Source organism: Streptomyces calidiresistens (assembly GCF_014141525.1).
GTDB lineage: Bacteria > Actinomycetota > Actinomycetes > Streptomycetales > Streptomycetaceae > Streptomyces > Streptomyces calidiresistens.
In genome coordinates, this window is sequence record NZ_VKHS01000217.1 from 1 (window position 1) to 7,148 (window position 7,148).

The window sequence follows — 7,148 nt, forward strand, 5'->3', positions numbered from 1 at the left end:
GCCCCGAACGGCCCCCGTTCCCGGCGCCGGCACCCGGCCGGGGCTCCTCCTCCCCTGCCTCCGGAGTTCCCCGGCGACGAGGCCCGCCGGAGGACGGGCCGGACGGGAACCGGGACGGGGCGTCAAGCGTGTCGAGCGGTCCCCGGGGGGACCCGGCCCCGTGGTCGGGCGGGCCGGACCCCGAGGGTCATGAGACGGACTCGCCCCGCGACCGGGGATCCGGTGGGGCCCGCCGGTCGAGCGGAGAGGAAAAGGCTCCGAACCGCCGGGGCGGTTCGATGTCCGGGGCCCGTCCCGGCCCCGACGCGGCACCGCCCGGACACCTTCCGGCCGGGCAGGGTCCACCGCGCCGGCGAACGAACAACCCCGTCTCCACGAACTCGGCATCGTCCGGCATCCCGTCCGCCCGGAGATCGAACCGGGTGAACCGCTCGGTCGACACCGGCGGAGAATCCGAGGCCCTCCCGGTTGGTCGGCCACTGACCCCGCCTCTCCGGCTCGCGACCCGGGGCCCTGCGGGAAGTCCGGGAAGCCCGGGGCGAAGCGTGCCCGGATGAAACACCTTGTTCACGCAAGCGTCAAGTTCTCTCAATATGAGTAGCTTGTGTGCCTTTTTGTGGCACACCTCACAATGCTTCGGAGTTCTCAACCAACTAGATGTTTGGAAAAGTCGTGTGCGCCACCCGGATTCGTCCGCGTGCTCGACCATCCACTCATCCAAGATCCGAAGGGTCCCGCATGTCCGACCACCGGTTAAGCAGTGTCTGTCTGGTCGGCGACCGGTTCGCCGCCTTCGCCTCGCACGACAACGTCCGCACCGTCTCGCAACTGGTCGCCGAGGTGGGAGCCGGCGCCTACGACACGCTGTCCGGTCCCCTGCTCGTCTGGGAGGGCCAGGGCGTGACCGACTACGAACGCGAGTACGTGCGGGGTGCCCTGGATGCCCGGGGCCTGGGCGACAAGCTGCTCATGCAGCCCAACGACCCGGATCCCGTCCCCCGGGCGCAGGTGCACAAGCACCGCGAGGTCAACGTCCTCCTCAGCGGCCTCTGCGAACTCTCCCCCGGCCGATATCACGCCGCCCTGCGGCTGCACTCCGACAACGAACTGCTCCTCGACCACCAGAGCGGCGAGCACGTCCAGGGCATGGTCGTGGTGGAGGCGTTCCGTCAGATGTTCATCGCCTGCTGCGAGCGATTCACCGCTTCGCGGCAGCCCTCTCGGCGTTACTACTACATCTGGCACGGGATGGACATCCGCTTCGAGCGCTTCGTCTTCCCGCTCGACGCCGACATCGACTGCACGGTCACCGACTCCCGGACCGACGATCCGTCCCGACTCGCGATGACGGTCGACCTGGAACTGCGACAGACCGGCCACCGGTGCGCCGTCGCGCGGATCGACTTCACCGCCCACGACGCGGAACGCATCTCGGCCAAGGAGCACGTCATCGCGGCTCGGGCCGTGACCACCGTGCTCGGTGGCGCGGGTCACGAACCCCTCGCCTCCGTGGTCTCCGCGGGCTGATCGATTCGTTGGCACGACAGAGCAGGAGAGCGCCATGAGTGTGCAGTCCACACACGTGTCCCCCGACCACGCCACCTCCTCGATCGGCGCCGACCCGTCGGCCCACGCCGCCCGTCACAGCGGCCTGCTCCCCCTGGCCGTGGTCCTGCTGGGCGGCATCACCGTCTGGCTGAGTCTCATCGCGATCAACAACATCACCGACTTCGGCACCAATCGGGCACTCCTGGAACAGACCATCTCCATGGAGGCGCTGAAAGAGGATCCGCTCCGCGCCAACGGCCTCGAGTGGCGAGCCATGCCGGAATCCCTGGCCGTTCCCGCCCTCATCGCGGTCATTGCCCACCAAGTCGGTACCGTCGCCCTGATGTGGCGGGCCGTGGCCACCGGGGTGCGGGTGCTGCGCCGAAAGGGCGGCACCGGCCTGGTCGATTTCCTGAGGCACACCAACCACTCCCTGGTGGCCTTCCTCGGATTGTTCATCGGTTTCCTGGTGGGGGGCCTGTGGTTCGGCTACTGGATGCATCTGGGCCCTGTGCAGCAGGTTCACCTCACCCTGTTGATCATCGGTGCCCTCGTCGCCGTCGTCGTCAATCTGTTGCCGCTCACCGCCCGCGCCCTCGTCCGGGAGGTGACGGAGTGACGACCGCGACGACCACCGGGGCAGCCGCCATCCTGGGCACGGGCTCGTGGGTTCCCGACCGCGTCGTCGGCAACGACGAGGTGGTCGCCCACACCGGCGGACCGAGCCACTGGATCACCCGCAAGACCGCCATCGTCGAACGCCGATGGGCCGACGAGGGGACGAGCACGGCCGACGCGGCCGAGCACGCCGCCCGTGCGGCGTTGGCCGCCGCCGACGTCGCGCCGGAGCAACTGGGCCTGATAGTGCTGGCCACCTCCACCCCCGACCAACCGCAGCCGCCCACCGCCTGCACGGTGCAGGACCGGCTCGGGGCAGTCGGTGCCGCCGCGCTCGACCTCAACGCGGTGTGCAGCGGCTTCCTGTTCGCCCTGGCCACCGCCCGCGGTCTGTTGGCCACCGGCGAGGCCGGTCGCCACGCGCTGATCATCGGTGCGGACCTGTACTCACGCATCCTGGATCGCACCGACCATCGCACGGTGGTGCTCTTCGGCGATGGTGCGGGCGCAGTGGTGCTCGGGCCGGCGCGGCAGGAGGGGCGCGGCGAGATCCTCGCCACCCGACTGCGCAGTTTCGGCTCGCGGCGGTCGCTGATCGAGGTCCCGCCCGGTGGCCTGTTCCGGATGGACGGGCGTGCGGTCTCCGACTTCGTGTTGCGCGAGGTCCCCCCTGCGGTCGGGGCGTTTCTCGCCGACAACGAGGTCGCACTCGCCGACATCCGTCACCTCTTCGTCCATCAGGCCAACGGCGTGTTGGTGGACAAAATCGCCGCCGAGTTGGGTCTCCTGCCCGGGACCGTGGTCCACAAGACCGTCGACCGCTACGGCAACACCGCCTCGGCCGCCGTACCCCTCACCCTGGACCGGGCCTACCGCACGGGCACCTGCGCACCCGGCGAATCGGCACTGCTACTGGCCTTCGGGGGCGGCATGGCCGTCGGCATGGCCCTGATCCGGACCTGAGGGGCACGGTCCACACGGGAAGTCCGCGCGACGGGTCCCGCCCACCGAGGCCCCCGGTGGGCGGGACGTCGCTGTTTCGCCCGCGGGTCGATCCGTGGACCGTGTGGGAACCGACACGGGTCCGCCCCGGATGCGGGGCGGACCCGTGTCGGCGGGACGGCTGTGGGGGTCTCGTGTCCCGGAGCGGGGCGGGTCGTGACACGAGGGCCGGTATCGGCGATCCGGGCGAGAACTGCGATGGCGAAGTGGTGGATCCCGGTGATCTCCTCCCGGTTCACCGCGCCCCAGTGTGTCCGCCTCCCCGGCGGGGGCGGGAACGTGGGAGCGTCCTCCCCCGGCCGGATCGGGGGCGACCGCGTTCGGCGATGAGGTGCCACGGGCGCGTCGGGGCGGGGCCCCGGGCGGAAGGCTCCCGGAGGACTTCGCGCTCGGCCCTCATCCCGTGTCCGGCCCTCGGTGTGTCCCGGGGTACGGGGTCGGTCGGGACGGGGGCCGGCGTGAAAGTATGTGTTCGGCTCCACTGGTGTTCGCGACGGGACGGCTTCCCCACCGCGACGGAACGGAACGAGAAGCATGGTCGGTGAGGACGGCATCCGGATGACGATCGAGCACCGGGGGACGGGGGTCGCGGTGGTCGCTCTCGCCGGGGAGATCGACACCTGGAATCTGCCCACGCTGCGCGAGGGCCTGGGGGTGTTGCCGGACGGGACCGTTCGCCATGTGGTGCTGGATCTGTCCGGGGTGGAATTCCTGGAGTCCGGGGGCCTGAGCGTGATGATCGAGTTGTACAGGCGCCTGCAGAAGGAGGGCGGGGCGCTGCTGCTGGCCGCCGTCCCCGGGTGGTTGCGGCAGGTGCTGGACACCACCGGTCTGGAACAGATTCTTCCCGCCCACCCCGATGTCCCCGGTGCCCTGGCCGCCGTGCCCTCGGATTCGTCGCCCGGGTGAGGTGATGTCCCGGGGTGGGGCGGGACGGCTTCCCGGGCGGGATCCGGTCGGGCCCGGGTGATGCGGCGGCCTCCTGCGGGCCGGTGCGGTCCCCCGGCCGCGCTGCCCCGGTCGAGGCGGTGCGGCGCGATCCGACGTTCCCCGGGCAGGGCCCCGCGACCACCGACGCGGCGCGGGTCGCGTCGTGGTGCCGGGCGGGGCCCGTCCGCTGCCGGGTGGGGACGGATCGTCGGGGACACCCTCGATCGGAAGGTTTTCGGCCGACCTTCCCGTCGTCGTGCGACTCGCCCACGGGCCCCGGCGGGCGGGGGCGCTCCGGCCGTCCGGAGGAGGCGCGCCACGGCGGCTCCGGGGCCGGTGCCACCGCGCCGGGGGCTCCGTGCCCGGCCCGGCCCCGCCTCGCGGGAACCGGGCCGTTGGTGATCAGGTCCGGGTGGCCGCGCAGTCGGGGTGGCCCCAGCTCGTCCCCACCCGGGTGATGGTGTCGCCCTTGGCGTAGGGACGGGAGCAGGGACAGGTACCGGGGAACCTGGCGGCGAGGGTCCGCGGGCCCCGCGAGCGGTTCCGGGTGGTGGACGCCCCGTCGGCCCCGGCGGTCCGGGATCGGGGGACCGTGACGGGGTCGGGCACCGGAAGGTCCGCCGCCGTGCCCCCGCCCGCTCGCTGGGTGCGGGCTGCGTCACTCGCGGCCTTGTCCGCGATGGCGTTCAGCGGGTCCCCGTCCACCCGGTGGGCGGGGACGTGGACGAAGACGACATCGCGCCCGTCGAGGAGTTGGTCGATGCGCTCGATCAGTTCCCGGTTGGCCACCGGTTTGCCGCCCGCGGTCCTCCACCCCCTGCGCTTCCATCCCGGCAGCCATTTCGTCACCGCGTCACGGGTGTAGGTGCTGTCGAGACGGACCTCCAGGGGGGCGGCGGGGTCGGTGGCGCCCAGCAGTCGTTCCAGGGCGGTGAGTTCGCCGATGTTGTTGGTGCTGTGTCCCAGCGGACCGGCCTGCCAGCGCTGCGGCGTCCCCGTGGAGTCCGCGAGGACGAAGGCCCATCCCGCCGGGCCGGGATTTCCCTTGGCGGCTCCGTCGCAGGCCCCGATGACTCGTTCAACCATGTTCCGATGATCCCGGGTCGGGAACGCGGGTCCGGTACGGGACGGACACCCCGGGGTTACTGCGTCCGGTGGAAGCCCCGGGACGGAAGTCGTGGCGAGGGGGTGTGCCCACCCCCCGCACGGGAAAGTCGAGGCAGCACCGGAACACCGAGGATTCGGAGATCGCCCATGAGTGTTCGAGTCGCCGTGGTCTATTACAGCGCCACCGGGAACGTGTACCACCTGGCCAAAGCCGTGGCCGAGGGAGCCGAGGGCCAGGGGGCGGAGGTGAGGCTGCGCCGGGTGCCCGAGCTCGCTCCGGATTCGGCCATCGACGCCAATCCCGAATGGCGGGCCCACATGGACGCGACGAAGGACGAGGTCGTGGAGGCGACGCTGGAGGATCTGGAGTGGGCGACGGCGTACGCCTTCGGCAGCCCCACCCGGTACGGGAACGTCACCGCCCAGTTGAAGCAGTTCATCGATCAGACCGGTGGGCTGTGGCAGGCCGGGGCCTTCCACAACAAGCCCGTGACCAGCTTCACCTCGGCTCTCAACAAGCACGGGGGGCAGGAGTCGACCATCCTGTCGATGAACAACGTGTTCTACCACTGGGGATGCGTGATCGTGCCGCCCGGCTACACCGATCCGTTGCTGTTCGAGGCGGGTGGGAACCCCTACGGCACCGGGTGGCCCAGTGGGGGCGGTGAGGGGCCGGACGAGGCGACCCTGGCGGCGGCCCGCTACCAGGGGCGGCATCTGGCCGACATCGCGGCGCGGCTGCAGGGCTGAGGAAGCCCGTGGGACGGGGGCACCCCGTACGGGGTCCCTCGGCTCCCGTCGTGGGGAGGGCCTCTCGGCGGCGGGACGGGGAGGCCCGGGGCGCGAGGGACGTGTCCCCGTGCCCGGTGCGCCGGCGCGGCGTACCGTCGGACGTACCGGTCGTGGCCGGGAATCGGAGTACCGAGGAGTGGTGGGCTATGAGCACGGTCGATACCGACGACTGCGTGGACGTTCAGGTCACCGATTGTGATCGGGAGACCGCCGACACCGTGTTCCGTGCCCTGCGGAGGGCTTTCCCCCGGGGCACGGAGGAGGTGGAGGGCACGGGCGCGGGCAGCGGGGCGTCGAGGGGGAACGGAAGGGTGGTGTGGTCGCTGGTGGTGAACACCGGCAGCGGTGATCCCGACGCGATCGGCCCGCCGGAGGACTCCTCGGGGCTCGGGGAGACGGTGGAGGCGGTGCTGTACGGCACCGTTCCCCCGGTGCGGCGGGTGCGGAAGGCCCTGGAGACGGCTTTCGCCACGGAGGAGCGCGGGACGGTGCCGGGCGAGCACGAGGTGGAGGTTCGGCTCCGCCTCTCGGGGCGCGCCACGCCGGACTGACCCGGGGTCGGGGACATCGGGGCGGAGGGGTTCCCGCCCCGATGTGTGGTGGAGGGGAGCGTGGATCAGCCCGGGAACCGACCGGAGGCCCGCAGTGCCCAGCGGCGTTCGGCATAGGCGAGATCGTCCCGCCACAGGCGGCCGGCGGCGGTGCGGATGAGGGGGCGCATCAGGGGCGCCGCGGCCCGGGCGAGGGCGAAGCCGGGACGTTCGGAGGCGCAGACGACGGCTTCGACCACGGCGGTGCGCGGGCGTCCGTGTGCGTCGAGACCGATGGGGGTGGCGTGGGTCTCGACGACCGAACCCTCGCCCTCGCCCTCGACGATGTGCATGACGACGGTGCGGGGCTCGGGGGCGGTGAACACGGCCCGAACGGGGACGACGACTCGGCCCGCGAGTTTGAAGGAGACATCGACGACGAAACCGTCGCCCTCGTCCGGGGTCCCCTCGTCCGGGGCACGGTTGACCGTGAGGTCCACGAAGGAGTAGGGGTGGAACCAGGCCCCGTGCCAGGGGTCGAGGCGGTTGGCCACCACGTCTTGCGGTTCGCAGACGCCGAAACCGGTGTAGACGGCGTCGAGGGCGCCGGCGGGGTCGGGG

The 7,148-nt window shown here is 71.7% G+C and carries 8 protein-coding genes; 6 read left to right on the plus strand and 2 right to left on the minus strand.

Annotated elements, in window-relative coordinates; translation table 11 throughout:
- Positions 1-738: 738 nt before the first annotated feature.
- The 4 genes from FOE67_RS11410 to FOE67_RS11425 all read left to right on the plus strand — a co-directional run bounded on the left by FOE67_RS11410 (position 739) and on the right by FOE67_RS11425 (position 4,077).
- Positions 739-1,527 (plus strand): AfsA-related hotdog domain-containing protein, encoded by a 789-nt coding sequence (locus FOE67_RS11410; protein WP_182663217.1) that lies wholly within the window; start codon positions 739-741, stop codon positions 1,525-1,527.
- Positions 1,528-1,561: 34 nt separating this feature from the next.
- Complete coding sequence (locus tag FOE67_RS11415; RefSeq protein ID WP_182663219.1) at positions 1,562-2,167, plus strand: DUF2165 family protein; 606 nt, start codon at positions 1,562-1,564, stop codon at positions 2,165-2,167.
- The gene (locus FOE67_RS11420; protein ID WP_323384739.1) at positions 2,164-3,129 is read left to right on the plus strand and encodes a 3-oxoacyl-ACP synthase III family protein; all 966 of its coding nucleotides are present in this window, start codon (positions 2,164-2,166) and stop codon (positions 3,127-3,129) included. Before FOE67_RS11415 ends, FOE67_RS11420 begins: the two co-directional genes overlap by 4 nt.
- Positions 3,130-3,702: 573 nt before the next feature.
- Positions 3,703-4,077 (plus strand): STAS domain-containing protein, encoded by a 375-nt coding sequence (locus tag FOE67_RS11425; RefSeq protein WP_182663221.1) that lies wholly within the window; start codon positions 3,703-3,705, stop codon positions 4,075-4,077.
- A 423-nt stretch (positions 4,078-4,500) separates the two neighbouring features.
- Here the strand turns inward: FOE67_RS11425 and FOE67_RS11430 are convergent, their stop codons facing one another.
- Positions 4,501-5,184 (minus strand): ribonuclease H family protein, encoded by a 684-nt coding sequence (locus FOE67_RS11430; protein ID WP_182663223.1) that lies wholly within the window; start codon positions 5,182-5,184, stop codon positions 4,501-4,503.
- 168 nt (positions 5,185-5,352) lie between these two features.
- Here FOE67_RS11430 and wrbA point away from each other — a divergent pair, with 168 nt between their 5' ends.
- Positions 5,353-5,955 carry an NAD(P)H:quinone oxidoreductase gene (gene wrbA / locus FOE67_RS11435; RefSeq protein ID WP_182663225.1) on the plus strand — a complete coding sequence of 201 codons (603 nt, stop codon included), beginning with the start codon at positions 5,353-5,355 and terminating at the stop codon, positions 5,953-5,955.
- Between the two features lie 188 nt (positions 5,956-6,143).
- Positions 6,144-6,548 (plus strand): hypothetical protein, encoded by a 405-nt coding sequence (locus FOE67_RS11440; protein ID WP_182663227.1) that lies wholly within the window; start codon positions 6,144-6,146, stop codon positions 6,546-6,548.
- Positions 6,549-6,613: 65 nt separating this feature from the next.
- Here FOE67_RS11440 and FOE67_RS11445 read toward each other — a convergent pair.
- Positions 6,614-7,148: DUF5914 domain-containing protein (locus tag FOE67_RS11445; RefSeq protein WP_228473779.1), on the minus strand; the 535-nt coding region annotated here is incomplete at its 5' end.

What these genes read in the sequence shown, in the direction of transcription:
- FOE67_RS11415 (WP_182663219.1), top strand. Translation starts at nt 1,562, where the DNA reads ATGAGTGTGCAGTCCACACACGTGTCCCCCGACCACGCCACCTCCTCG.
- FOE67_RS11410 (WP_182663217.1), top strand. Translation starts at nt 739, where the DNA reads ATGTCCGACCACCGGTTAAGCAGTGTCTGTCTGGTCGGCGACCGGTTC.
- FOE67_RS11430 (WP_182663223.1), bottom strand. Translation starts at nt 5,184, where the DNA reads ATGGTTGAACGAGTCATCGGGGCCTGCGACGGAGCCGCCAAGGGAAAT.
- FOE67_RS11440 (WP_182663227.1), top strand. Translation starts at nt 6,144, where the DNA reads ATGAGCACGGTCGATACCGACGACTGCGTGGACGTTCAGGTCACCGAT.
- FOE67_RS11425 (WP_182663221.1), top strand. Translation starts at nt 3,703, where the DNA reads ATGGTCGGTGAGGACGGCATCCGGATGACGATCGAGCACCGGGGGACG.
- wrbA (WP_182663225.1), top strand. Translation starts at nt 5,353, where the DNA reads ATGAGTGTTCGAGTCGCCGTGGTCTATTACAGCGCCACCGGGAACGTG.